Source organism: Nonomuraea aridisoli, from assembly GCF_003236395.1.
Lineage (GTDB): Bacteria > Actinomycetota > Actinomycetes > Streptosporangiales > Streptosporangiaceae > Nonomuraea > Nonomuraea aridisoli.
The window spans coordinates 1-418 of the sequence record NZ_POUD01000689.1; the positions used below are offsets into that span (position 1 = coordinate 1).

1 protein-coding gene is annotated in these 418 nt (G+C 67.5%); it reads left to right on the plus strand.

What is annotated here, in order from left to right; translation table 11 throughout:
- On the plus strand, window positions 1-418 hold a 418-nt coding region (locus tag C1J01_RS54375; RefSeq protein ID WP_181449404.1), incomplete at both ends, for an MASE4 domain-containing protein.

A 418-nucleotide genomic window follows, 5' to 3' on the forward strand; every position in this document is an offset into this window, starting at 1 on the left:
TTCCGGGGCTGTTCGCATCCGGTGGCCTGCTGGGCGCCGGGCCACAGAGCACCGCCTGGATCTACATGTTCTGGCACACGGGCTTTCCGCTGTTTGTCATCGCTTACGCCGTGCTCAAAAGCCGCGAAGAGCGCGAGCCCGGCCGCTTCCCAGTCCACACGCTGACGCGACAAACGGCGCTGGCCACCGTGGGGGCCGTGCTGGGCGCGTCCATCGCCTGCGTGTTACTTGCCACCGTGGGCGATCACCTGCTGCCCACCATCATGGCCGCCAACCGCTACACGCGCACCATGGGCATCGTGGCGGGCGGCACGTGGTGCTTTTGCGTGGCTGCGCTGGTCGCGCTCTGGCGCAGCCGCCCGCACCTGACGCTCGATGTCTGGCTGATGGTGGTGCTGTGCGTGTGGATCTGCGATGT